General features: G+C 60.1%; 23 protein-coding genes and 1 tRNA gene. 9 read left to right on the top strand and 15 right to left on the bottom strand.

From position 1 onward, the window contains the following. The first annotated feature begins 67 nt into the window (after positions 1-67). The 7 genes from fdnG (at position 68) to DK254_RS34215 (ending at position 9,511) form a co-directional block, all read left to right on the top strand. Complete coding sequence (gene fdnG / locus DK254_RS26290) at positions 68-3,163, top strand: formate dehydrogenase-N subunit alpha (protein ID WP_146219648.1); 3,096 nt, start codon at positions 68-70, stop codon at positions 3,161-3,163. Continuing rightward, the gene (fdxH, locus tag DK254_RS26295) at positions 3,160-4,092 is read left to right on the top strand and encodes a formate dehydrogenase subunit beta (protein ID WP_109936180.1); all 933 of its coding nucleotides are present in this window, start codon (positions 3,160-3,162) and stop codon (positions 4,090-4,092) included. Before fdnG ends, fdxH begins: the two co-directional genes overlap by 4 nt. 52 nt (positions 4,093-4,144) lie before the next feature. Then, on the top strand, positions 4,145-4,771 hold the full coding sequence (locus tag DK254_RS26300; protein ID WP_109936181.1) for a formate dehydrogenase subunit gamma: 627 nt from the start codon (positions 4,145-4,147) through the stop codon (positions 4,769-4,771). A gap of 189 nt (positions 4,772-4,960) precedes the next feature. Continuing rightward, on the top strand, positions 4,961-5,893 hold the full coding sequence (fdhE, locus tag DK254_RS26305) for a formate dehydrogenase accessory protein FdhE (RefSeq protein ID WP_109936182.1): 933 nt from the start codon (positions 4,961-4,963) through the stop codon (positions 5,891-5,893). Between the two features lie 109 nt (positions 5,894-6,002). Further along, positions 6,003-7,409 carry an L-seryl-tRNA(Sec) selenium transferase gene (gene selA / locus DK254_RS26310; RefSeq protein WP_109936183.1) on the top strand — a complete coding sequence of 469 codons (1,407 nt, stop codon included), beginning with the start codon at positions 6,003-6,005 and terminating at the stop codon, positions 7,407-7,409. Next, positions 7,406-9,322, top strand: coding sequence for a selenocysteine-specific translation elongation factor (gene selB / locus DK254_RS26315; protein ID WP_109936184.1), 1,917 nt, complete (start codon positions 7,406-7,408; stop codon positions 9,320-9,322). Before selA ends, selB begins: the two co-directional genes overlap by 4 nt. 93 nt (positions 9,323-9,415) lie before the next feature. Further along, positions 9,416-9,511: transfer RNA gene (locus tag DK254_RS34215), tRNA-Sec, on the top strand. 27 nt (positions 9,512-9,538) lie between these two features. Here the strand turns inward: DK254_RS34215 and DK254_RS26320 are convergent. The 11 genes from DK254_RS26320 to DK254_RS26370 form a co-directional block, all read right to left on the bottom strand. Further along, positions 9,539-10,579 carry a tyrosine-type recombinase/integrase gene (locus DK254_RS26320; protein WP_109936185.1) on the bottom strand — a complete coding sequence of 347 codons (1,041 nt, stop codon included), beginning with the start codon at positions 10,577-10,579 and terminating at the stop codon, positions 9,539-9,541. Beyond that, positions 10,579-11,862 carry a hypothetical protein gene (locus tag DK254_RS26325; protein ID WP_109936186.1) on the bottom strand — a complete coding sequence of 428 codons (1,284 nt, stop codon included), beginning with the start codon at positions 11,860-11,862 and terminating at the stop codon, positions 10,579-10,581. Before DK254_RS26325 ends, DK254_RS26320 begins: the two co-directional genes overlap by 1 nt. Before the next feature lie 94 nt (positions 11,863-11,956). After that, the gene (locus DK254_RS26330) at positions 11,957-13,342 is read right to left on the bottom strand and encodes a type II secretion system protein GspD (RefSeq protein WP_109936187.1); all 1,386 of its coding nucleotides are present in this window, start codon (positions 13,340-13,342) and stop codon (positions 11,957-11,959) included. A 9-nt stretch (positions 13,343-13,351) separates the two neighbouring features. Continuing rightward, positions 13,352-14,440 (bottom strand): zonular occludens toxin domain-containing protein, encoded by a 1,089-nt coding sequence (locus DK254_RS26335; protein ID WP_109936188.1) that lies wholly within the window; start codon positions 14,438-14,440, stop codon positions 13,352-13,354. An 8-nt stretch (positions 14,441-14,448) separates the two neighbouring features. Then, a complete protein-coding gene (locus DK254_RS26340) occupies positions 14,449-14,820 on the bottom strand; it encodes a DUF5455 family protein (protein ID WP_109936189.1) in 372 nt (123 codons plus the stop codon). A gap of 2 nt (positions 14,821-14,822) precedes the next feature. Continuing rightward, positions 14,823-16,298, bottom strand: coding sequence for a hypothetical protein (locus tag DK254_RS33920; protein ID WP_146219649.1), 1,476 nt, complete (start codon positions 16,296-16,298; stop codon positions 14,823-14,825). Positions 16,299-16,313: 15 nt separating this feature from the next. Next, a complete protein-coding gene (locus DK254_RS34930; protein WP_256595961.1) occupies positions 16,314-16,634 on the bottom strand; it encodes a hypothetical protein in 321 nt (106 codons plus the stop codon). Between the two features lie 830 nt (positions 16,635-17,464). Next, positions 17,465-17,797 (bottom strand): hypothetical protein, encoded by a 333-nt coding sequence (locus DK254_RS26355; protein ID WP_109936191.1) that lies wholly within the window; start codon positions 17,795-17,797, stop codon positions 17,465-17,467. A gap of 492 nt (positions 17,798-18,289) precedes the next feature. Continuing rightward, on the bottom strand, positions 18,290-18,616 hold the full coding sequence (locus DK254_RS26360) for a hypothetical protein (protein WP_146219650.1): 327 nt from the start codon (positions 18,614-18,616) through the stop codon (positions 18,290-18,292). A 33-nt stretch (positions 18,617-18,649) separates the two neighbouring features. Continuing rightward, entirely contained in the window at positions 18,650-18,877 is a 228-nt protein-coding gene (locus DK254_RS26365; protein WP_146219651.1) for a hypothetical protein, read from the bottom strand. Between the two features lie 271 nt (positions 18,878-19,148). Beyond that, the gene (locus tag DK254_RS26370) at positions 19,149-19,364 is read right to left on the bottom strand and encodes a hypothetical protein (RefSeq protein ID WP_064584545.1); all 216 of its coding nucleotides are present in this window, start codon (positions 19,362-19,364) and stop codon (positions 19,149-19,151) included. 137 nt (positions 19,365-19,501) lie between these two features. On the opposite strand from DK254_RS26370, the gene DK254_RS34935 reads away from it, so the two are divergent. Further along, positions 19,502-19,771: a hypothetical protein gene (locus tag DK254_RS34935; protein ID WP_109936194.1), complete on the top strand. Its 270-nt coding sequence runs from the start codon at positions 19,502-19,504 to the stop codon at positions 19,769-19,771. 72 nt (positions 19,772-19,843) lie between these two features. Beyond that, the gene (locus tag DK254_RS33925) at positions 19,844-20,089 is read left to right on the top strand and encodes a hypothetical protein (protein ID WP_146219652.1); all 246 of its coding nucleotides are present in this window, start codon (positions 19,844-19,846) and stop codon (positions 20,087-20,089) included. A 180-nt stretch (positions 20,090-20,269) separates the two neighbouring features. On the opposite strand, the gene DK254_RS26380 is transcribed toward DK254_RS33925, so the two are convergent. The 4 genes from DK254_RS26380 to DK254_RS26390 all read right to left on the bottom strand — a co-directional run bounded on the left by DK254_RS26380 (position 20,270) and on the right by DK254_RS26390 (position 22,612). Continuing rightward, complete coding sequence (locus tag DK254_RS26380; protein ID WP_043268778.1) at positions 20,270-20,599, bottom strand: excalibur calcium-binding domain-containing protein; 330 nt, start codon at positions 20,597-20,599, stop codon at positions 20,270-20,272. Between the two features lie 133 nt (positions 20,600-20,732). Beyond that, the gene (locus DK254_RS26385) at positions 20,733-21,329 is read right to left on the bottom strand and encodes a GrpB family protein (protein WP_109936195.1); all 597 of its coding nucleotides are present in this window, start codon (positions 21,327-21,329) and stop codon (positions 20,733-20,735) included. A gap of 64 nt (positions 21,330-21,393) precedes the next feature. Further along, positions 21,394-21,558, bottom strand: a complete 165-nt coding sequence (locus tag DK254_RS34220; protein ID WP_158546444.1) for a hypothetical protein — start codon at positions 21,556-21,558, stop codon at positions 21,394-21,396. 379 nt (positions 21,559-21,937) lie between these two features. Beyond that, on the bottom strand, positions 21,938-22,612 hold the full coding sequence (locus tag DK254_RS26390) for a M15 family metallopeptidase (protein WP_109936196.1): 675 nt from the start codon (positions 22,610-22,612) through the stop codon (positions 21,938-21,940). Positions 22,613-22,674: the final 62 nt, after the last annotated feature.

A 22,674-nucleotide genomic window follows, 5' to 3' on the forward strand; every position in this document is an offset into this window, starting at 1 on the left:
GGCTATCTTTTAATCAGAGGCGCCTGGCCAGGTACTGGGCGCCCTTTGCCTGATCAGGAGACGCACGATGGACATGAACCGTCGGCAATTCTTCAAGGTCGCCGCCGTCGGCCTTGGAGGATCCAGCCTTGCGGCCCTCGGCATGGCGCCACCGGAAGCCTTCGCCGAACAGATTCGCCACTTCAAGCTCGAACGCACCACCGAGACCCGCAACACCTGCACCTACTGCTCGGTAGGCTGCGGCATCCTCATGTACAGCCAGGGGGATGCGGCCAAGAACGTCACCCAGAACATCATCCACATCGAGGGCGACGGCGACCATCCGGTCAACCGCGGCACCCTCTGCCCGAAGGGCGCGGGCCTGCTCGACTTCGTCCACAGCCCCAACCGCCTGAAGTACCCGCAGATCCGCGAGCCGGGTTCCAGTGAATGGAAGCGCATCGAATGGGACGAGGCGCTGGACCGCATCGCCCGGCTGATGAAGGACGACCGCGACGCCAACTTCATCGAGAAGAACGCCCAGGGCCAGACGGTGAACCGCTGGCTGACCACCGGCTTCCTGGCCGCCTCGGCGTCTTCCAACGAAGCCGGCTACATCACCCACAAGGTGGTGCGCTCCCTCGGCATCCTGGGGTTCGATAACCAAGCGCGTGTCTGACACGGCCCGACGGTGGCAAGTCTTGCCCCGACGTTTGGCCGTGGAGCCATGACCAACCACTGGACCGACATCAAGAATGCCGATCTGATCCTCATCATGGGCGGCAACGCGGCCGAGGCGCACCCCTGCGGCTTCAAGTGGGTGACCGAAGCCAAGGCGCACAACAAGGCGCGCCTGCTGGTGGTGGACCCGCGCTTCACCCGCTCGGCCTCGGTGGCCGACTACTACGCGCCCATCCGCACGGGGACGGACATCGCCTTCCTCGGCGGGCTGATCAGCTACCTGATCGAAAACGGCAAGTACCAGAAGGAATACGTCGAGCACTACACCGACGCGGCCTTCATCGTGCAGGAAGGCTTCGGCTTCGAGGACGGCCTGTTCAACGGCTACGACGCCGAGAAGCGCAGCTACCCGGACAAGTCCTCGTGGAACTACGAGCGCGGCGAGGACGGCTTCGCCAAGGTCGACCCCACGCTGCAGCACCCGCGCTGCGTGTTCAACCTGCTGCGCCAGCACTACAGCCGCTACACGCCGGACGTGGTCAGCAACATCTGCGGCACGCCCAAGGACATGATGCTCAAGGTCTGGGCCGAGATCGCCGAGACCTCGCGGCCGGACAAGGTCATGACCATCATGTACGCCCTGGGCTGGACGCAGCACTCGGTGGGCGCGCAGATGATCCGCACCGGCGCCATGGTGCAGCTGCTGCTGGGCAACATCGGCATGCCCGGCGGCGGCATGAACGCGCTGCGCGGCCACTCCAACATCCAGGGCCTGACCGACCTGGGGCTGCTGTCCAACTCGCTGCCCGGCTACCTCACCCTGGCCATGGACGCCGAGCAGGACTACGCCGCCTACATCGCCAAGCGCACCGCCAAGCCGCTGCGCCCGGGGCAGCTGTCCTACTGGCAGAACTACGGCAAGTTCCACGTCAGCCTGATGAAGTCCTGGTTCGGCAAGGCCGCCACGGCCGAGAACAACTGGTGCTACGACTGGCTGCCCAAGCTCGACATGCCCGGCGCCGGCTACGACGTGCTGCGGGTGTTCGACATGATGTACCAGGGCAAGGTCAACGGGTACTTCTGCCAGGGCTTCAACCCCATCGCCTCCTTCCCCAACAAGGGCAAGGTCGGCGCCGCGCTGGCCAAGCTCAAGTGGCTGGTGATCATGGACCCGCTGGCCACCGAGACCTCCGAGTTCTGGCGCCACGCCGGCGACTTCAACAACGTCGACACCCAGGCCATCCAGACCACGGTGATCCGCCTGCCCACCACCTGCTTCGCCGAGGAGGACGGCTCCATCGTCAACTCCGGGCGCTGGCTGCAGTGGCACTGGAAGGGCGGCGAGCCGCCGGGCCAGGCGCGCCCGGACATCGCCATCATGGCCGGGCTGTACCATCGCCTGCGCACGCTGTACGCGAAGGAGGGCGGCAAGTTCCCCGATGCCATCCTCGGCCTCGACTGGCCCTACCTGCGGCCGGACGACCCGAGCCCCGAAGAGCTGGCCAAGGAGTTCAACGGCAAGGCCCTGGCCGACCTGGTGGACCCGAAGAACGGCATGGTCCTGGCCAAGGCCGGCGAGCAGTTGCCCGGCTTCGCGCTGCTGCGCGACGACGGCAGCACCGCCAGCGGCTGCTGGATCTTCGCCGGTTCCTGGACGGCCCAGGGCAACCAGATGGCCCGCCGCGACAACGCCGACCCCTACGCCATGGGCCAGACCCTCGGCTGGGCCTGGGCCTGGCCGGCCAACCGGCGCATCCTCTACAACCGCGCCTCGGCCGACCTTTCCGGCAAGCCGTGGGACCCGCTCAAGAAACGCCTGGTGTGGTGGAACGGCACGGCCTGGGGCGGCACCGACGTGCCCGACTACAAGGCCGACGTGCCGCCGGAAGCGGGCATGAACCCCTTCATCATGAACCCCGAGGGGGTGGCGCGCTTCTTCGCCGTGGACAAGATGGCCGAGGGGCCCTTCCCCGAGCACTACGAGCCGTTCGAGACGCCCATCGGCATCAACCCGCTGCACAAGGACAACCCCAAGGCCACCAGCAACCCGGCCGCGCGGGTGTTCAAGAACGACATGGAAGTCTTCGGCAAGGCCGACGAGTTCCCCTATGCGGCCACCACCTACCGCCTCACCGAACACTTCCACTTCTGGACCAAGCACTGCCGCCTGAATGCGATCACCCAGCCGGAACAGTTCGTCGAGATCGGCGAGGCGCTGGCCAAGCAGCTGGGGATAGCGGCCGGCGACCGCGTGAAGGTCTCCTCCAACCGCGGCTACATCAAGGCCGTGGCGGTGGTGACCAAGCGCATCCGCCCGCTGCAGGTCGACGGCAAGACCGTGCACCACGTCGGCATCCCGCTGCACTGGGGCTTCGCCGGGGTGGCGCGCAACGGCTACCTGACCAACACCCTGACGCCCTTCGTCGGCGACGGCAACACGCAGACGCCGGAGTTCAAGTCGTTCCTGGTCAACGTCGAGAAAATCAGCGGAGGTGAGGCATGAGCACCCAGGACATCCATGCCCGTTCGGCCACCACCACGCCGATGCCCTCGGTGCGCAACCAGCAGGAGGTGGCCAAGCTCATCGACGTGTCCAAGTGCATCGGCTGCAAGGCCTGCCAGGTGGCCTGCTCGGAATGGAACGAGCTGCGCGACGAGGTGGGCCACAACCACGGGGTGTACGACAACCCGCTGGACCTGACGGCTGACTCCTGGACGGTGATGCGCTTCACCGAGCACGAGAACCCCAACGGCAACCTCGAATGGCTGATCCGCAAGGACGGCTGCATGCACTGCGCCGAGCCGGGCTGCCTGAAGGCCTGCCCGAGCCCGGGGGCGATCGTGAAGTACGCCAACGGCATCGTCGACTTCAACCAGGACCACTGCATCGGCTGCGGCTACTGCATCACCGGCTGCCCGTTCAACATCCCGCGCATCTCGCAGAAGGACCACAAGGCGTACAAGTGCACCCTGTGTTCCGACCGCGTCAGCGTGGGCATGGAACCGGCCTGCGTGAAGACCTGCCCGACCGGGGCCATCGTCTTCGGCACCAAGGACGCCATGAAGGAGCACGCCGCCGAACGCATCGAGGACCTCAAGTCGCGCGGCTTCGAGCACGCCGGCCTGTACGACCCCGAAGGGGTGGGCGGCACCCACGTGATGTACGTGCTGCACCACAACGACCAGCCCTCGCTGTACGCCGGCCTGCCCGACAAGCCGGCCATCAGCCCGATGGTCAGCCTGTGGAAGGGCATCACCAAGCCGCTGGGCCTGCTGGCCATGGGCGCGGTGGTGCTTGCCGGGTTCTTCCACTACACCCGCATCGGCCCCAACCGCACGGAAGAGGACGAGGAGCCGGGGCCTGGGCCGGAAGCGCCGGTGCACAAGGTCGACCCCTCGGTACACAGCTATGACCCGCGTGACCCGCGCTGAGCGGCCATGACGAACCGCCGCGCTCCCCCGGGAGCGCGGCCGGGAGAGCAGCATGAAAAAATACATCCAACGCTATACCGCCAACGAGCGCAGCAACCACTGGCTGGTGGCGATCTTCTTCATCCTCGCCGGCCTGTCGGGGCTGGCGCTGTTCCACCCGGCGCTGTTCTGGCTCAGCCAGCTGTTCGGCGGCGGGCCCTGGACGCGCATCCTGCACCCCTTCCTGGGGCTGGCGATGTTCGTGTTCTTCCTTGGCCTGGTGCTGCGCTTCGCCCACCACAACCTGCTCGACCGCAGCGACGTGCAATGGCTGAAGCAGTGGCGCGACGTGGTCGGCAACCACGAGGAGAACCTCCCCGCGGTGGGCCGCTACAACGCCGGGCAGAAACTGCTGTTCTGGACCCTGCTGCTGTGCATGCTGGTGCTGCTGGTGACCGGCTTCGTGATCTGGCGCCAGTACTTCAGCGCCTGGTTCGGCATCGATGTCATCCGCCTGGCCGCGCTGCTGCACGCCTTCGCCGCCTTCGTGCTGGTCAGCAGCATCATCGTGCACATCTACGCCGGCATCTGGGTCAAGGGCTCCATGGGCGCGATGCTCTATGGTTGGGTCAGCCGCGCCTGGGCGCGCAAGCACCACGCCGCCTGGCTGAAGAGCGTGGACAAGGGCGAGGGCCACTGACCGCCCCGCACCACCCGCAGGATGGCGTTGAGCGCAGCGATACCCATCAATGGGACGAGCACAGTAATCCAACCCATGCACCGAACAATCCCCTCTCCCTTCAGGGAGAGGGCTAGGGAGAGGGAACCCACGCCAGCCCAGGGCACGATCTTCAACCCCTCTCCAAAGCCCATCGCAAAGGAGTCCTGCGTGCCAGGCCAAATCCTCGAACCCGGCCAGATCGAAGCCGCCGCCAACATCCCCCCGTTCCTCAGGCTGCCCCCGGCGCAACTCTTCGCCCAGCGCGGCCAGCGCCTGCGCCAGCTCGCCGAAGGCCACCCCCTGGGCGACTACCTGAGCCTGCTGGCCGAGCTGTGCGACATCCAGCAGAACCTGCTCGACGCCCCACCCACGCTGCCCATGCCCGACGAGGCCGCCCTGCGCCGCAGCGTCGAACACGGCATGCCGCCGCTGGGCTTCGAGGTGCTGGTGCGCGAAGGCGCCTGGCTGGCCCTGCTCGAGCCGCTGCTGGAGGCCTTCGCCACCACCCCGGCCAGCCCCATCGCCAACGCCCTGCAACAGCTGCGCAAGGCCGACGCCGGCCAGCGCAAGGCCTGGGCCCTGGCGCTGCTCAACGGCCAGTTCGACCTGCTGCCGGCGGCCCTGGTGCCCTTCCTCGGCGCCACCCTGCAGGTCGCCTTCAGCCACTGGCTGCTGCGCCTGCCCGAAGGCCTGCTCAGCGAGCGCGAGGAACAGACCCTCTGCCCGGCCTGCGGCTCGCCGCCGGTGGCCGGCGTCATCCACAACCGCGGCAAGTACAACGGCCTGCGCTACCTGGCCTGCTCGCTGTGCTCCTGCCAGTGGCACTACGTGCGCATCAAGTGCAGCCACTGCCGGCAGAGCAAGGGGCTGTTCTACCTGTCGGAGCAGCACGACAGCCGCGAGGTCATCCGCGCCCCGCTGCGCGCAGAGGTCTGCCCCAACTGCCAGAGCTACCTCAAGCAGTGCTACCTGGAGCACGACGAGGCCGCCGAGCCCCAGGCCGACGACCTCGCCAGCCTGGCCCTGGACGTGCGCCTGGCCGAGGAGGGCTACCTGCGCAGCGCGCCCAACCTGCTGTTGTCCCCGGGCGGCTCCGACTGACCTAGACTGCAACCAGGCCCCCACCCGTAGGATGGGTGGAGGAGCCTGCGACGATACCCATCGCCCGCCGCCCACCCAAATCGCCCCGTGACGACAGACAGGACCGCGCATGACCTCCGCCCGCCTGCCCTCCATCGACCGCCTGCTGCGCAGCCCGGCCTGCGCCCCCCTGCAACAGCGCTACGGCCGCGAAGCCCTGCTCGGCACCCTGCGCGACCTGCTCGACGAACTGCGCGAGCCGGCCCGCCACGGCCAGCTCGCCGCCATCGAACTGAGCGAAGCGGTGCTCGCCGGCCGCGCCGGCGAACGCCTGGCCGCGCACCACGCCAGCCGCGTGCGCCGGGTGTTCAACCTCACCGGCACCGTGCTGCACACCAATCTCGGCCGCGCCCTGCTGCCGGACGAGGCCATCGAAGCCATCACCCTGGCCGCGCGCTACCCGCTGAACCTGGAGTTCGACCTGGCCAGCGGCAAGCGCGGCGACCGCGACGACCTCATCACCGGGCTGATCCGCGAGCTCACCGGCGCCGAGGCGGTCACCGTGGTCAACAACAACGCCGCCGCCGTGCTGCTGGCGCTCAACAGCCTGGGCGCGCGCAAGGAAGGCATCATCTCCCGCGGCGAGCTGATCGAGATCGGCGGCGCCTTCCGCATCCCCGACATCATGGCCCGCGCCGGCGTGAAGCTGGTGGAGGTCGGCACCACCAACCGTACCCACGCCAAGGACTACGAAGCCGCCATCGGCCCGCGCAGCGGCCTGCTGATGCGCGTGCACACCAGCAACTACAGCGTGCAGGGCTTCACTGCCAGCGTCGCCACCCGCGACCTCGCCGGCATCGCCCACGCCCACGGCCTGCCGCTGCTGGAAGACCTGGGCAGCGGCACCCTGGTCGACCTGACCCGCTGGGGCCTGCCCAAGGAACCGACGGTGCAGGAAGCCCTGAAGGACGGCGCCGACATCGTCACCTTCAGCGGCGACAAACTGCTCGGCGGCCCCCAGGCCGGGCTCATCCTCGGCAGCAGGGAACTCATCGGGCGGATCAAGAAGAACCCGCTCAAGCGCGCCCTGCGCGTCGACAAGCTGACCCTCGCCGCGCTGGAGGCCGTGCTCGGCCTGTACCGCGACCCCGACCGCCTGGCCGAACGCCTCACCACCCTGCGCCTGCTCAGCCGGCCCCAGGCCGACATCCAGGCCCAGGCCACGCGCCTGGCGCCGCTGCTCGCCGCGCAACTGGGCGCAGGCTGGGCGGTGGCCGCGGAAGCCGCCCTGGGCATGATCGGCAGCGGCGCCCAGCCGGTGGCACGCCTGCCCAGCGCCGCCCTGGCGCTGCGCCCGCAGAGCAACAAACGCCTGCGTGGCCGCGCCCTGCGCGAGCTGGAAGAACGCCTGCGCGGCCTGCCCATCCCGGTGCTCGGGCGCATCGACGACGACGCCCTGTGGCTCGACCTGCGCCAGCTCGACGACGAGGCCGCCTTCCTCGCCCAACTGCCCCTGCTGGCGGAGGGCGCGGCTTGATCGTCGGAACCGCCGGCCACATCGACCACGGCAAGACCGCCCTGCTGCGCGTGCTCACCGGCGTGGAGGGCGACCGCCGCCCGGCCGAGCGCGAGCGCGGCATCACCATCGACCTGGGCTACGTCTACGCCGACCTGGGCGACGGCAGCCTCACCGGCTTCATCGACGTGCCCGGCCACGAGCGCTTCGTCCACAACATGCTGGCCGGCGCCAGCGGCATCGACCTGGTGCTGCTGGTGGTGGCCGCCGACGACGGCGTGATGCCACAGACCCGCGAGCACCTGGCCATCGTCGAACTGCTTGGCATCCCCCGCGCCCTGGTGGCGCTGAACAAGGCCGACCGCGTCAGCCCGCAGCGCCTGGCCGAGGCCCGTGCCGAAGTGGAAAGCCTGCTGGCTGCGGGGCCGCTGGCCGACGCGCCGATCTACCCGGTTTCCAGCGTCACCGGGGAAGGTGTGGACGCCCTGCGCCAGGCCCTGGCCAAGGCCGCCCGCGAGGTCCATGAGCGCTCCAGCCAAGGCGGCTTCCGCCTGGCCGTGGACCGCGCCTTCAGCGTCAGCGGCGCCGGCCTGGTGGTCACCGGCACGGCCTTCTCCGGCAGCCTGAAGGTGGGCGACGAACTCCTCCTCGGCAACGCCGGCCGCCCGGTGCGCGTGCGCGGCCTGCACGCGCAGAACCGCGCCGCCGAACAGGCCCATGCCGGCCAGCGGGTGGCGGTCAACCTCGCCGGCGACCGCCTTGGCCCGGACCAGGTGAAACGCGGCGACTGGCTGCTGGCGCCGGAACTGCACGCGCCCACCACCCGCATCGACATCGACCTGCAGCTGCTCCCCGGCGAACCCCGCGCCCTGGCCCACTGGACGCCGCTGCACGTGCACCTGGGCGCCCAGGACATCACCGGCCGCGTCGCCCTGCTGGAAGACGAACGCCTGGCGCCGGGCGAACGCGCCTTCGCCCAACTCGTACTCAATGCTCCCGTGCAAACCGTGCACGGCGACCGCCTGGTGCTGCGCGACCAGTCCGCCCAACGCACCCTCGGCGGCGGCCGCGTGCTCGACCCCTTCGCCCCGGCCCGCAACCGCCGCAGCCCCGAACGCCTGGCGCAACTCCAGGCCCTGCGTGGCGAAAGCCTGGAACAGGCCCTGCCGGTGCTGCTCGAACACGCCGACAACGGCCTCGACCCCAAGCTGCTGGCGCGCCAGTTCAACCGCCCCCGCGAAAGCTGGCGGCTGCCCGCCGAACTGGTGGAAATCACCACCCGCGGCGGCCCCCGCCTGTTCACCGGCGAACGCTGGCGCGCCCTCGGCGAACAGTTGCTGCAAGCCCTGGCCCGCTTCCACGCCGAACAGCCCGACGAACTCGGCCCCGACCGCGACCGCCTGCGCCGCTACGCCTTCGCGCAGCTGGAACGCCCAGTCTTCATCGCCCTGCTGGAACAGGCCCTGGCCAGCCAGGCCGTGGAAAGCAGCGGCCCCTGGCTGCACCTGCCGGACCACCGCGTACAACTCGGCACCGAAGACGAAGCCCTGCGCCAACGCACCTGGCCGCTGCTGCTCGCCGGCGCCTACGACCCCCCCTGGACCCGCGACCTGGCCCGCGAACTGCAAGTCGACGAAGCCGCCATGCGCCTGCTGCTGCGCAAACTTGCCCGCCTGGGCCAACTGCACCAGGTGGTGAAAGACCTGTTCTACCCCGACGAAACGATCCGCCAACTGGCCCAACAAGCCCTGCAGCTACGCACCGAACAAGACCTGATCCGCGCCGCCGCCTTCCGCGACCGCATTGGCATAGGGCGCAAGCGCAGCATCCAGTTGCTGGAGTACTTCGACCGCATCGGCTTTACCCGGCGATTTGGCAATGAGCGGAGGGTTCGGGAGGATTCGGCGTTGGCGCTGCAGGCAATGGGGAATTAGGAGGTATGAAGGGCCACGGGCTGTGGCCAGCATCGACACAAAGATGGCAACATCCAGGCGCCACTCTCTGGCGCAAAAGGCGCAAGCCAACACGGAAGGCAATCACGCCCGGTGGCGTGGCCGGGCTTCAAACCCGGTGGGGGACGGCAGCCGTTCCTGGGTGGGTTCGACTCTCACTGCCTTCCGCCACTTCCACACCCCGTAGCCCGCATAGCTCTAGGCTTCCAGCTCAGCAAGCTTTGGCAATTCGGCACCAGTGTCGAAAAAGTGTCGAAAATCCCTGATCGGTCCAAGCGTCAACACATCCTGCAAATGATCAGGCGCAAGGTGCGCATAGCGCATCGTCATGTTAAGCGAAGCGTGCCCTAGCACCCGCTGCAGAGTCAGGATGTTGCCGCCATTCATCATGTAATGGCTGGCGAAAGTATGCCGCAGAACGTGAGTTTTCTGGCCAGCCGGCAACGACACCCCAGACACCTTTACCGCATAGTCAAAGCTATCCCGGCAGTTTGAAAACAAGCCATAGACCTTGAAGTGAGCATGAATCCGAGCCTCAAGCTCTACAGGTATCGGAACCGAACGACGACGCTTCGACTTAGTATTGACGAAATGGACAGCACCGGCCCGCACACGCTCAGGAACCAACGATTGTGCCTCACCCCAACGACAGCCAGTAGCTAAACAAATCGTCGCCACCATCTCGACATGCGGAGTCTTGCAATGATGCCGCAGCGAGTAAAAAACCTTGGCAATGTCAGCCTTCGACAGGAAAGAAAGCTCACGCTCTTGCAGCTTCAGCGGCTTAACCTTGGCGAGAGGACATGAAAATTCAATCTCCCCCAGGTGCAACAAAACGCTAAACATCGACTTGAGATACCCAAGCTGAATGTTGACCGTCTTACCACTGATCCCAGCCGCCAAACGAGAAGCACGGTAAGCCGTGTATTGAGCACCAGTAAGCTCCGAAGCCACCGGATCACCCAACGCCTCAGCCATGCGACGCAACACAAGATCAGTACGCTCCACATCGACCAAAGCATGCCCATGAAGCAGCTTCCAACGTTCAATCAGCACCAACAGCCTGCGACGATCCTTAGGCTTAGGGTTCCAAGCAGGATTAAGCGCAACCTGAGACCGAACCATCGACTCAAAACGCTGCGCCTCACCCTTTGTTTTAAATTTCTTGCGAAACCGACGGCCCTTAATAGGCTCAACGTCAGCCAACCAACGACCATCCCCGAGCTTACTGATAGTCACTAGACGGCCCTCCCCCAACGCACCGTCCGTTCGCGCAACAACTCAGCAATATGCTTGTAAATCTGATGCTCTTCTTTGCCCTTCGACGCATAGTGATCCCGAATCACAGACCAGCAATCCCATTGCTTCAGCTGCTGAAACGCACGCTGCGCCCCGATACGATCACGCGCCACAATAGAAAGAAAATTTCCCAGAAATAACTCCACGTTCTTGCCTGAAAAGCCCCGAGCAGTCTTGTAGTAACGCCTGTAAACCGTGTCCTCAAGCAGCGAATCAGCCTCGACAGAAACCACCACATCATCACGAATCAACGTCCAAAAGGCGTCATACATTCCCGGCCGGGACAGCAAGCGAAACGACGAAAGCGCATAGGTCCAAAGCCCTTGCAGATGCCTAGCCAACGTGCTGAAAGAATGCGTACCAATGCACTCGCCAGTCTGACGCGACACCGAACCATCAGCGAACTGACGAACCACCGAGTGATGAAAACGCGCTTCGATACGGTAGACCGGCTTTTCCGGGTCATAGTTGGAGCTGTCACCCGCATCAAAGGGATTATCCGAACGACGCCAAACCGATTCCCAATAGTCCAGCTTGTCGATGGCACGTGCCTGTAGCGTCTTGTTATAAATCGCCAATTGCATACCCGACACCGAGCCAAATAGAAACGACTGGCCACGCCCATAGGTCGCCACGTTTTCATCAAAACAAACCGACTGAATACCCGAATGGTCACGCTGAGCCCTGGCACGACAATGCAGACGCGCCACGAAATCAACAGGAGGCGTCCAACCCTGCACATCCAACGCAATGTGAACCGCACACTGATTCACCTCGCACTGATCAAGCACCTGAGCAGCAAACCCATCAAGCCACGCCTGAAGCTGTTCAGGCGACTTTGAGTCAATCGCGTGTGGAGATACCTCAATTTTGAGGTGCGAGCCCACCACATCAGCTTTCTCATTAAAATTCTTGATCAACAAAATCAAGCCAAGGTCAGCATTCTGGAGCTTGCACTGATACCCCGAATCGCGCCCCACACGACCGGCATGCCACCACTCGCCCGCAAACTCCACCATGCCGGGCTCTTCAAAAAGCGCCAGCACCTGAGGACGAATCAGCCCCTTGTAAAGCTGACGAACCGTATCCACACCACACCGAAGAATGCGAACGGCTGACAAATCAGTAAGAGCAGCCGAAGAAGGATCAATAAAAAGCCGCCCCCGCGTGCTCTCTTCACCCGTAAACACATCCAGGCGTACCTGATCCTTAGCCTTTTTCATTCCCCATTTCCTTCAACAATGTGCAGTAATGACCACTTGAAAAACTGTTTATAAGACGTGCTACAGGGGCGTCTTTGGGCCCCAAGGGCGGCCGCTAGGGAGCATCCCCGTGCTGCGCCCGACGCTGCCCCCTAGCGGCTCGCCCGGAGGCCTCAGAATCGCCAATGCTCAGCACAGGCAACGCCAGTTGGGCGGCTACCTGCGGCGACGTAAACGGGGCTTGAGAGAGGTCAGAGAGGGGCTTAGCGGGATCGAACACCCGCGCCGAAAGCATGACCACCAGATTGGAAGCCTTAGTACGCTCAGAATCGAAGCGGAATAGACGCCCCAGCACAGGAACATCCGAAAGGACCGGCACCCTCGAGGTCGACTTATCGGTCTGCTCAGAACGCAGACCGCCAAGCAAGATCCCGGAACCATTAGCCAGCTGAACCTTTGTCGATATACGCCGGGTATTGGTAATGATGTCAGCCGCCGTTTTATCGTTAGAGACGCTGGACGCATCCTGCTCAATAGTCAGCTCAATAGAGCCAGAAGGAGTAATAAACGGTTTAACCTTCAGCGTAACGCCCACATCCTGCCGAGTGATCGTTTGATAGGGGTTATCAGCAGGCGTAGCACCAGAGGTAGTGCTACCAGTGATGAAAGGAACATTTTGACCAACGACTATGCTGGCCTCTTCACGATTCAACGTAAGCAGCTGCGGAGTAGACAGAATGCGACTACGCCCAGTTGACTTAACGGCTTGAAAGAAGGCTCCCAGCGTCGGCCCGTCAAACGTCAAGCTAAAACCAAGGTCCGAATAGTCCACCTTACCGAAAGCAGTACCACTAAGGCTCAAATGATTATTCGCGGCCGTGACATTAAGCCCCAACGACTGAAAATCATCATCGGAAAGTTCAGCCACGACAGCAGTAATCATCACCTGCCTCCTAGGCCGATCAATTTCTTTGACGACCTGGCGCACCACATCAAGCTGATCCGCCGTGGCCGTAACGATCAACGCATTGGACGTAGGAGAGGGCGAAACCATTGCCTGCGCCTGGCCAGGCATCGAGCCCTTGCTAGAAGCTTGATCGGCAGCCATGCGAGAGTTCAAAACATCACGCACGGATTCAAAAGCAAAATCAGACTGAAGATTTTGTAGCTGAATAACCTCCGTTTTAAATGAAAGCGGAGTCGGCATTTCCTTCGAACTAACTTGAATGGTTTTTGCGTCACTCGAAAAATAAAAACCGGCCGTGCGGACCGCCTGACCAACCAATTCCTCAAGCTGCTGGGGCGTATCATACTTTGCATAAATAGACAAAGGCGCCGACTTCAAGTCAGCGCCAACGATCAACGACTTACCAAGATGGGCAGAAGCCCAGTCCACCAAATCCATTACGGTGCCTTCTGAAATATCAATTGCCTCAGTAGCATTGACCACCGGAGCAAACACCATCCCAAGAGCTAATAGCCCCCTTGCTATATAGATCATGATTAGGCCCTAGCGATAGATTGAAAGATAATCACTGTCACGAACTAGCAGCGCCTCAGAAGGCCCCCTATCTTTAACAGTAATGTTCTTTACGACAAAATCCTTAGAGTTAATGCGCTTGCCATCTTTGGTCTCAAAAGTATAACGAACACCGTCCGGAAAGCGCTGGTAAGAAACTATCTTGTAATCTGCAAATTCTTCTTTAAGTTTCTTTGTCGGAACAGGCGCAGCCTGAGGCTTAATATCTTCAGCCGTAGAAATAGCTGCGGCAGGACGATACATAGCCGCGAAAGTCACAGAGGCGGCAAGAACAGCACCAATAAAGAAACCCGTAATTACACGAGTGCGACGGAAAAAGATTTTCGTTGTACGCATATAGAACCCCAGGTTCCGAATAGCCACCGGAAGCTTTCTACGCCAATAGCCAGGAGGGAGCATCGAATAACTACCCTTGTCATATTCCTTGTCATACTCTTGGGTAGTGTCGTAGAAATCGTAATACTCCGAACCGCGATAAAACCATTCATCAACCTTAATTGAATTGAACTTTGCACCGTACTTAACAATCGCATAGTGCATTTTGGGCAAACATCCATTCCAAAAACCAAAAGTCAAAAAACGCCCCAGCGCACTAAGGAACGGAATTTTTACCCGATCAAGACGATTAATATAAACAACGTGCTCAGCAATAGATTCGCGAACTTGCTTATCAATTACATTAATATTTTGAACAATAAGCCAAAGGTCCCAACGGCGCTTACGAAGAAAAAGAAAGAATTTTAAAAGGTCAGTGCGCCCACCCGAGTTCCAATCACGGGAATTAAGCCAAACACCAGCTTCATCAAGAAAAATGCCGCCGAATTTTTCTTCATCATAAACATCGCAGCCAATACCAAGCCCCACAAGATCATCAGCCGTAGGAAGGTCAGGAAGCCGTACAAGACGAGAGCTTTTATTGCCCGGCTTACACAGCTTGTTCATGCGAACATCAACATTTACAGCCACGCGGCGCCCCTTCTTGAGATACTCAAGTATCTTCATGACGGCAAGAAGAGTCTTCCCAGCACCTAACTTGCCGGTGACGATATAAACAGCCATGGGAATACCTATGCGTTTTCGAATTTTTCAGTAATTCGAACGACCCACATAAAAATAAGCGACTTCAAACGGGCCAGCAGAATAGTAGATATAGCAATGGAGAGATTGCTAGGAAGGAACATCCGGCCAATGACAATCAAGTCATTAGGCGCTTGCGCAGTGATACCAGCGCCAATAGCGTTCAATGCTACAGTAAACGCAGTAATAGCAGCCCCAATAGAAGCAATAACCATAACAATAACGCCCAGCTTGCTAAAAAACTTGGCGATATATTCAAGGAAAGGGGCAATCAGCGGAGATACAAATCCGATTACCCACTTGGTCAGCTGGGAGAAGAAGCGCGGAAACAGCTTTTTAAGGAAGCCAATAATCCAGTTCATAGTCAGCCCTGCTTAGCCGCCTTCGCATCTTCAAGGCGAAGACCAGAATAGAAAATCTTCCAAACTGCAATAATCGTCCAGCACCAAACAAGCCATTCAAGCAACGATTTCATGCGGCTAAGAATACAAGTGTCTAACGACATATTGACGGTATATTTGCCAAGCGCGAAGTTGATTGAATAAATGCCGCAGCCGGAAGCAGAAGGGAAAATGCGATTAAGCGCATTGCCAAGATCAATTCCACCACCAAACCAAGAGTCAACAGTTGTTGGAATACCATCTAACTTACTCTGAACTTCACCCTCATGCTCTTGCTGGACCCTATCGCCCTCGGACTTAAGCTTGGCGGCAATTGCATCACCGGCATTACCACCCTTAACTTCAGCCTCAGAATCAGAGCCATCACCGGAATTGTCGTAATCAGTTCCGAAAAGCTTATCGATAATGGTCTCTAGCAGACTATTTGTCTTATCGATTTTGGGGCCCAGCTTTTCGCCAAGATCATTTATGGCTTGATTAGTGGCACCAGAACTACCAGACTGAGGCGAACTGCCAGGCGTGCCGCCAGGAGCCATGGGATCATTATTTTGATTGCCATCGGCATTACCACCATTGGCAGGATGATCCGGCGAGGAAGGATCAATTATCTTTGTCGGATCACTAGGATCAAAACAAATTTGCTTGCCATTAAAATAGCCGCAGTTGTTTTGCGACTTATTTTGATCAACACACTGAAAAGTACCATTGAATGTTCCGCAGTTTTTCTCTTGCTCAAAACATCCATATTGACCATTTATAGTTCCGCAACCTTTCTCTTCATCAGTAATACATACTTGCTTACCACCCGCAGAAATACAGCCATCGGAAGGGGACTCCCCAGAACCCTCCGTACCCGGAGTAGTAACGCAAGTAGACTCAGTACATTCTTCTACCCCTTCACCAGCTTCAGCACCGGAGCCAATATAAGTAGGGGCACAAAGAAACTTTCCATTGGCAAGAGCATCAGACTGACAACGCATATTGCCCGTGCCACTAGGCAAATATTCACAACCATCCTTAGAAAAAGATCTTGGGCAAGAGTACAGCTTTGAACCAGAAACCTTAGCGCACTCAGCAGCAGCAAAAATCTTTTTTCCTGCCGCAGCAGAGCAATCTTTAGGTGCATCACAAGCACCAGTAGAGGCGTTATAAGTTGAACCAGCCGGGCATGAATCACCATAGCGGTTCATATAGGCATCAAAATACCAATCCTTATTTTGGGTATGATAACCCTCGCACTTAAATTTAGAGGCACTAACAGGAGTAACACGATAATCGGAATACCCCTTGCCTGCATAAAAGGCAGTACAGGCCGCAAGAGGAGTCTTATAAATAGTGATGCTGGTAGTCCCCCAATACCAGTAATAATCAGTCGCAAAACTAAATTGCCCCCACGCCAGAAGCGTGAGGGCAACCAGTAGGCGGATAGCCGCGCGCATCTACCCGCCCACCCGTCAGGCGCCAGCGGCCGAGAACACCCGGCTCGCCAGCTTGAAGAGGGCGACGCCGCCACGGATCACACCGAAGAGGATGCCACCGGCGGCCATCAGGGAGCCGAAGGCAACCGCCAGATCGGTGAACACATCCATGATCTCGGGCGGAATGGTGATCGCCGCGTTTGCCATTCCGGCCGTCGATGCAGCGGAGAGAACGCCGAGCATGGCGAGGGTTTTGACGCTGGAAGCGGCCAGAATTTGGCCCCCGGCTTTACCGGCCGGAGTCACTTCGCTGGACACACCAACCGGCATGGCCGGCAGCTTGCTTTGCAGTTTCATGAGGTTTTTCCTCTTACGATGCGGCATCAATCAGTTCCTTCCACCCAAGGCGGAAGTGCCCGTAGGCGATGCCAATACCTACAGAACCCACAGCGAGCCCAGCGATATACAGATACGTATCCCAAGAGAGCGACATAGCCGTTACCTCTGATGCCCATGAATGAGGCCCAAAGCCGCGCACTGGACGAGGCCGAGGACAAGTTGAAGGGCGAACAGATCGCCCAACGTGACATTGGCCAGCCAAGCGGACATTTACGCGTCCCCCTTGCCTTCACAGGCGGCTGAAAGACCGATAGAAGTTGCCCGGCTACGCCGGAGACTCTTTATTGATGGCCCGCCGGGGGCCAAAGGCTGCGCCCTTGGAACGCAGATCAAAGAGCAAAGTCGTAAGGGCTCTGCCCTTACCATCCCGCCCTTCGCCAGGGAGTCAGAGGGGCGGGGGGATAGAGCTTCCCCCGCCCCTATGACTCGCAGGCTTTTTTGTCGGGGGGCCATCAAGGGTTCGCTTCGCCCGTGCCTCCGTTCGCCGGAACGATGAAGCTGTTCCGACGAGCCGGGGGCGCGGCCCTTGACGGGGGCAAGAGTGGCGCCGCTGGCGAGCACATAAACGGCAAGATCGGCGCCGGCCGAGGCCGCGCAGACGCCGGGAGCATCGTCAGACGGTGCGGGGGCAGAGCGCGGCGGCTCGCAGGAAACGGGCCACGCGATGGAGCCGCGGGCCACACCTGCTAGGCCGCCACGGCCCCCATTTTCGTCCAAGAACATCGGCAGAGGGGCGCGGCCGGAAAGCGGCGCCACGTCAGACGATGCAACCCAGGCGGCGCACATGCTTAGGCCCCAGCCTTGTCGCTAGCAGCAGGACGCGATGCAGCAGCCCCCGCCTTGACGACTTCCACGTCCACAATGCGCGGTTGCATCTTGCCGCCCGCAGCCTTGACCAGGCGGATATGCAGCTGAAGCTCCACCGGCTCAGTCACCGCCGGAAACTTGTCGAAAACGGACGGTTCGACGCCGATTTTCGAAATCGCGTAACCGCGAGTGTCCCCAACGCGCTCCGTTTCCGGCTGGCGACCCACGAAGGCCGAAACGAACACCGAGCGTTCCACCGTGGTGCGCTCAACACCGAGCACCAGCATGTTTTGTTTCATCACTTGATCGAACATAGGAATTACCTCCTAGGGGTTTTTGAAGTGCCCGATTGGGCGTTAAAACTTAAATCCGAGCCGTATCGCTTCATCACGAAAAGACTCAAATCCCTTCTTTTCGAGACGCTCCCTTTGAAGCATTCGCGCCAAAGGCATATAACGGTGACGACAACGCCGACACCTAATCGACCACACAAGCGCTGCGGCATATCCCGGATCAAAAGTGTGCGGACTTTGCCGGCAATGCCACAGATACAACAGAAACGGTTCACCCACTTCATGTTTGCTATCCTGATAGTTCCAGATAGCCCGGCAGCCGAAACTAACTACTGAAATCAGGACAGCCAGCAGCAAGCCAAGCGCTAAGGACGAAACCACCCAACTTGAGAAGATCAGTCCCACGATTAGCCGCCTCTTGTTGCAGAAGAAGAAAATCTGAAGTTTTAACTTGAACCAGGAACTTCTTGGGCGGGTCGCCCGGAGTTTCCCGGCGCGGGGGAATAATCGCGCTCATAATGACCACCAGAAAAAGAAATAAAGAGGAATCCCCAAGTAAGTCGTAACTACGACAACAAAGAAGCAATACAGCTGAACAACCCTTTTAGGCTCTACGGAAGATATCTCCCGCATAGAACGCCCTAGAATCAAATCCCTCAGTTCTAGAGATACGCCAATCAGAGCGACTACGACCACCGCAATAGCAAGGTCCACGTACAAGTCGCCAAACACCATCTTGAAGATAAATACGGTGCTTGCGACAGAAAGGGCCATGTATACGAACAGGGTTAGGGCCCATTCTCTTAACCCAACAAACCGAGCAATCACAATCTTCAGCATGAGACCGCCCCGAATATTTGCGCGCATACATGACTATTCGCCCAGGAAATCCCAAGCCTTGCTTTGAGTCATTTGCCTAAGCGTGAAAACAACAACCGGAATAAGCAACAAAAAGAGAGCGGCAATCCAGATTAAGTAGCAAAGAAAAGCCGAAAAACCCGAGTCAAACAAGTCAGCAGTAAACTTAAAAAACGAACCAATCGAGGCAAAAAGAATGAAAAACCAAAATCCCAAGCCAAGCATGGATTTCAAAATATTCACACCGAAGCCCTCCGCTGACAAGCAATCCAAGACGGCATTACAGGGCCAGCATTCAACGGGTCAGGAAGATAAGGAGCGGAACACTTAGTTAAGACAGAAGAAGACAGCCGGAAAAGACGTTGTTTAACTTCAAGCGATATAACATCGCACTGGTACAGAGCCTCGCAATAACCCTCGAAACGATAAACCACCAGCCCTAAAACGCCAAAACTACGGGAGTTATATGCGTAGGAAAGCTCTGCAAGGAAATGTTCAAGATGCTTCCGATCCATCAGAAATCCTCCTCTTCCAGCAGCTGCTTATTCAGCAAAGCCACATTGACCATCAGGTATTTCCCAACACGACGAGTCGGCAGATAGCCCTGGCGAATCCAGCCACGCACCGTTTCAGTCTCCGAACCCATGCCAATCCAGGCGCAAAAAACCTTCCACGGCAGGAGGGGAGGGGCTGCTGTCAGTTCCTTAACCTTTATCTGTTCCAGTTCCATGGGCTTTGCTGCACTATGTTGGTCTATAGGTAATGCGCTTGGTTCAACTATAGAGAGTAAATAGTGAACCGGTAGAGACATAGTAATAGTGCATTCCAAGAGAGTAAATACTGAACTTGGAGTCTTTTTAGAACCTTATGGAATCAATCCAGGATAGGGCAATAACCTTAATTTATAAGGTTGGACTCGACGACCTAGTGCGGCAATCCGATATCAACTACAGCCGATGGAAGAACCTGCGCCACAAAAAGGCGAGACTCAGCACCGAAGAAATAGAGGTGCTGGTCAAAATTTACCCACATTACGCTCTATGGATAGCAAGCGGACAAATAGCACCGGAATGCGGACAGACAAGCCCTGAATACGACGAAGCAAACCGAAACTTGGCCAGTCAAAACGCGGGATAGCGATCACCAAGGAAGTGACTAGGCGCTGGTACGCCCGAGGTTTAGGACAGGAAACAACAGAGGAAGAAGGCCATGAATGAATGGATACTGATAGTCACACTTAACCTTGTCGCCCCAATCGGAGAAATCAGAGACGTCTCCCCTACCATCCTCCCTGGCTTTCACAGCCAGCAGACATGCGAAAAAGCTGGTCAAAAAATCGCCATAGAGCTAATCAACATAGGCAGCGACGTACGACACCAACAAGGCCTGAGAAGCGACAACAACAACCCTGGCGCACCCGCCATCAACACACGATGCATTTTCATCGAAAAATAGTGTCGAAAAAGTGTCGAAAACGTAGCCCAGCAATAGGCTACAAAGACAACAAGACAACACCGCAAACCCTATAAAGCCCAGCATAGAGCATTGATAACCAAGACATTTATAGGGTTCGACTCCCACTGCCTTCCGCCATTTCCCCTGTAACCCCGGCAGCGCCCTTCCTGTGGCGGGCTGCTACATCCTGCACCACTGCTCCTCGCAGGGAATCCCATCGCCGTCCCCATCCATCTTCATTCCCGGGCAACTGCGCAGAAACGCCTTGGCTTCGGCGCAGGAGGTCATTTGCGAGCAGTATTTGCGGCCATCGCAGCGGACATCGAGAGCAGGGCTGGCGGGTGTGGTGTTTGCCGCTGGCGGCATCAGGTCGGTGGTCGGTTCGTCGGTATCTTCCGCGACGCTCATCGGAGCCGGCTTTGAGCGGGAGAAATGGTTCTGCCAGGACGGGTTGTCCATGTACTGCCAGGCGAGCAGGGCGAGGGCGATCAGCAGAATCCATTTCTTCATGAGGTTCACCGAGTCCTGGGGGATGGGCGGATTTTAGTGGCGAACCTGCCGGCATTGCACTGCGTAGGATGGCGTTGAGCGTAGCGATACCCATCACCGTGACCGCATGGGTATCGCTGGCGCTCAACCCATCCTACGTCCTGGCTCCCTGTACCGATCCACCTGAGTCGCGGCCCTCTTGCAGGGCTTTGCCCAGTATCCGGGCCACCAACTCGTCCTTGCCTTGCGTGTAGGCCTCGCGGTCGGTGGGGAAGCGTTCTGCCAGTTGTTCCTTGAGGTGTTGGTATTCCGCCGCGTCCTGCGGATGGTTGCGCAGCCAGTTGCGGAAGATCAGGTGGCGGTCGGCGTCGGCCAGGTTCATCACGTGGACGTGGTGGGTGCGGCCTTGGCCCTGCGGCGGCATGCCCTTGACGAAGAACATCCGCTGCGGCGCCGGGTTGTCGCGCCAGTACTGGTAGCCGAGGGCTTCCAGCGGGGCGACCAGGCTTTGCCAGTCGGCCCCCGGCGGCGGTAGCAGGAGGATGTCGATGATCGGCTTGGCCTTCAGGCCGGGCACCGCCGTGCTGCCGAAGTGCTCGATCTTCAGGCCGGGCAGGGCCAGGGCGCCGGCGATGGCGTCGGCTTCCTCGGCGAAGCGCCGGGGCCAGTCCGGGTTGGCCTCGGCCAGTTCGATGCGGTCGGCTTCGGCGTTGCTCCAGCATTGGCCGTCGAAGGTGGGGGGCTGGGTCATGGGGTGTCCTGGCTGAGGGGCTGTCGTTCGACGTTCGGGCCGGTGCGCAGGTTCATCGTCGTTGTTAGGGCTTCTTCCTCTGTTCCTTGATTCGGTTGCGCAGGTGCTCGAAGAAGACCGCATCGGCGTGCCCTGTGGGAGCGGATTCGGCGCCGGCCAGAAGGAGGTTTCGCAAGCGATTGCAGTCTTGCGTCCTTTGGTCGCTGGCGTGTGGGTTGGTGGTACTCATGGGCCTTCCCGTTTGCAGGTTTGGGCTGAGCCTATTCCTGAGGTGGGCGGGTTGGCCATGCTCTTGTAGGAGCGAGCTTGCTCGCGAACGGTGTTTCGCCTGGGAGCCTGGTGCGGGGATTGACGTCTTGCCCTCTCCCCAGCCCTCTCCCTGAAGGGAGAGGGGGCTTGTCCGTGCCGAGAGAACAAATGGTTTCAGCTGAGAACCTTTAGTGCTGCCGGCTAACTCCATAACAGTCAAGCACGCCGAACGGTCCGCTCTCCCTTCAGGGCGGGGCGCGCAGCCGAGGGTTAGGGAGAGGGCGCTCTAAAGCCCACCTCCCACGCTCGCCGGCAAGCTCCATTCGCGAGCAAGCTCGCTCCTACGAAAAGCCGGCAGGCTATTTCACGGGGAAGTCGAAGGCGGTGTTCGGGTAGGGCTCCTGCTTCAGCGTGTAGTGCCACCACTCGTTGGCGTAGGGCTCGAAGCCGTGGCGTTGCATGGCGCTGCGCAGGGTTTCGCGGTTGCGTGTCTGTTGCACGGTGATCAGGCCGGTGCCGTGGTGGGAGATGGGGCCGAAGAAGTCGAAGTGGCTGCCCATGTCCAGTTCCTGGCCGGTGCTGGCGTCGACCAGTGTCAGGTCCACGGTACTGCCGCGGCAGTGGGCGGACTTCCTGGCGATGTAGCCGTCGCGGAACAGCGCCACCTTGTCCAGTTGCGGGTAATAGCGCTCCTTGGTGCGGGTGTCGGCCAGGTCCGCGGCCCAGCGCTGGAAGTGGGCCACGGCGCGTTGCGGGCGGTAGCCGTCGAAGAGTTTCAGTTGCAGGCCGCTCAGGGCGACGTCGCGTTCCACGTCGGCCAGGGCCGTGGCCGCTTCTTTCGTGAGGATCACCCGCGGGCTCTCGTAGCCGTCGATGCGGGTGCCGACGAAGTTGTCGCCGCTGTAGTAGCGCGCTTCGTAGCGGGCGTTCTTCAGGACCTGGTCGAGGTAGACGAAGCCGGGTTGCGCCGGCTGGTCGGCGCTGGCGCCGAGGCTGGCCAGCAGCAGGAGCAGGGCGAGGGCTTGGCGGAGCATCCGGCCTCCCGGGCGTGGGGTTTCTTTCACCCTAGCAGCCCTTTCCTGGGAAGCGTCTCTCG

It is taken from the genome of Pseudomonas sp. RW407 (assembly GCF_003176655.1).
Classification (GTDB): domain Bacteria; phylum Pseudomonadota; class Gammaproteobacteria; order Pseudomonadales; family Pseudomonadaceae; genus Pseudomonas; species Pseudomonas delhiensis.